The organism is Lactonifactor longoviformis DSM 17459, assembly GCF_900129135.1.
In the GTDB taxonomy this organism is placed as follows: domain Bacteria; phylum Bacillota; class Clostridia; order Lachnospirales; family Lachnospiraceae; genus Lactonifactor; species Lactonifactor longoviformis.
The window spans coordinates 1-1,785 of record NZ_FQVI01000071.1 but is presented as its reverse complement, the minus strand read 5'-3'; the positions used below and the strand labels follow the sequence as shown (position 1 = coordinate 1,785).

Sequence of the window (1,785 nt, the reverse complement as noted above, 5' to 3'; positions counted from 1 at the left end):
CCCGCCGTTACTTCCCCTGTAGTCCTTCTGGCCGTATGCATACACGGCGCCTTCCACCGGATCACTAATATATAATTCTCCGGCTTCTCCCTTTCCGTAGGCTCCAGTGTACCCACCTACCTTCTGGGAAAAATCTATCTTCCCGTTTTTTCTGACAACAGCAACCCAGGGATTACCGTAACGCCTTGCATTAAATTCTTCATATTTTTTGATTGTTTTCATTTTATATCCTTTCTGCCCTCGTGACCTTCGGGGCGGGTAGTCGATTGCTATTCTTATACGATTTCCCAGCCAGCGCTTTTCAGTTTGCGAATGGCGTCTTCTATGTATTCAGCCTCTTTCTCTTTTATTGTCCCATAGTAATAATTTTCAAGGGACATAATAGTTTCGGAGTGGTATACTTTCCATTCGTTTTCTGACAGAAATACGTCTGACCAAATATCACCGTCCGATGTATCTATCATCATCTTATAGTATCTAAAGTGGTCATAACTGCACCAATCGCGGGCTGCGGCGTATTCTTTTTTTACCTGTTTTTCGATTTCTCTTCTTTCGATTTTCTTCATTGTTTTCACCTCGAAGGGATTCTTTTTTATTTTAGGGTGCTGTTGTCTAGTATTCTTCCGGGAAAAGTACGGTTAATATTGTACAGTCTTGTTTAATCCAGATTTTTTGACCATCGGGAGCTATGTATGCGCTTAATGAGTAAAGTGGATCTGTATTATTGCTTTCCATGTCCGAATCCGAAACCTCGCCCCAGTCGCCAGACAAATGACGATGTATGGAATCTAAAATAAATTGATTAAAGTCATCGGATCTGTTCATTGCTACCGCCACTCCTGCAGATATATGGGTTTTAATAGTCATTTTGATACCTCCTTTTATATTTTCGATTTCTCCGTATTGGCGGTGCTACCGCGGGAAGCGAACCTTGGGTAGCTTACGGTGGTGATTATGCTGTTCTATTGGTTAAAATCTCGGACGGATCGAACCGGAAAATGAATCCGTGTTTAAACTTGCTGTAATATCCGCCACGCTCCTGCATTGCGATGTTTTCGGATTTATATGCTTCCCGGCCAAGTTTTTCTGCAATTCGAACAACCCATAATTCCGAGCCATCCCGGGTGTCTTCGCCTTTGGTGATTTTGTAGGTGTATCCGGTTTTATTGTCCGGTAACGCTGTATATTGCGTTTCTGAAGTGCTTTCCTGCTTTGTTGTGGCATTTACCTTCGACGGTTTATTGGCTTTACTTTTGATTCTGTTGGTTTTGGGAACTACCTTAAAACCTTTGTCCCACTTTCCAATATGGATTGATGAGCAAAAATTACAACTGAAATAATCAATCATGGAATCACTGTCATCATAGTTGTAAGACTGCATAAAACTATAAACATCAGACAGTACCGAAAAAGCGTATTCTGTAAAATATTCTTTGTAATTGTCGCTGATCCTGTGTAACTGCCAGCGCATCCTATCTTCGGCAAGCATTTTTTCAATGTTCATTCCAAGACCGCGACCACCATAATATCCCATCTTTTCGTTTTCCAAATGTTCCGTATATGCCTTCCGGCAGGCTTTAAGGTCGAAAATTTGCTCCGGCGCTTCCATTACGCAAATAAGGATTTCGGAGCCACCAGAAAAATACTTAGATGTTACAGAAAATTTCCAGGTAGGGTATCTTTCTTTACAGTACATTCGGATTGTTTTTGCAATTTCGGTAGTTGTCATGCTTCCATCGTAGCGGCTTCCTTCCCAACCATATTCTGTATAGAAGCTGCGGCGGG

At 41.8% G+C, this 1,785-nt stretch carries 4 protein-coding genes; all 4 read right to left on the bottom strand.

The annotated features are described in order from the left end of the window. Nucleotides 1-222: hypothetical protein (locus tag BUA56_RS22460; protein WP_139249530.1), on the bottom strand; the 222-nt coding region annotated here is incomplete at its 3' end. 53 nt (nucleotides 223-275) lie between these two features. Further along, nucleotides 276-566: a hypothetical protein gene (locus BUA56_RS22455; RefSeq protein ID WP_072854974.1), complete on the bottom strand. Its 291-nt coding sequence runs from the start codon at nucleotides 564-566 to the stop codon at nucleotides 276-278. 46 nt (nucleotides 567-612) lie between these two features. Next, nucleotides 613-867, bottom strand: coding sequence for a hypothetical protein (locus tag BUA56_RS22450; protein ID WP_072854973.1), 255 nt, complete (start codon nucleotides 865-867; stop codon nucleotides 613-615). An 85-nt stretch (nucleotides 868-952) separates the two neighbouring features. Next, nucleotides 953-1,785: LPD29 domain-containing protein (locus BUA56_RS22445; protein ID WP_072854972.1), on the bottom strand; the 833-nt coding region annotated here is incomplete at its 5' end.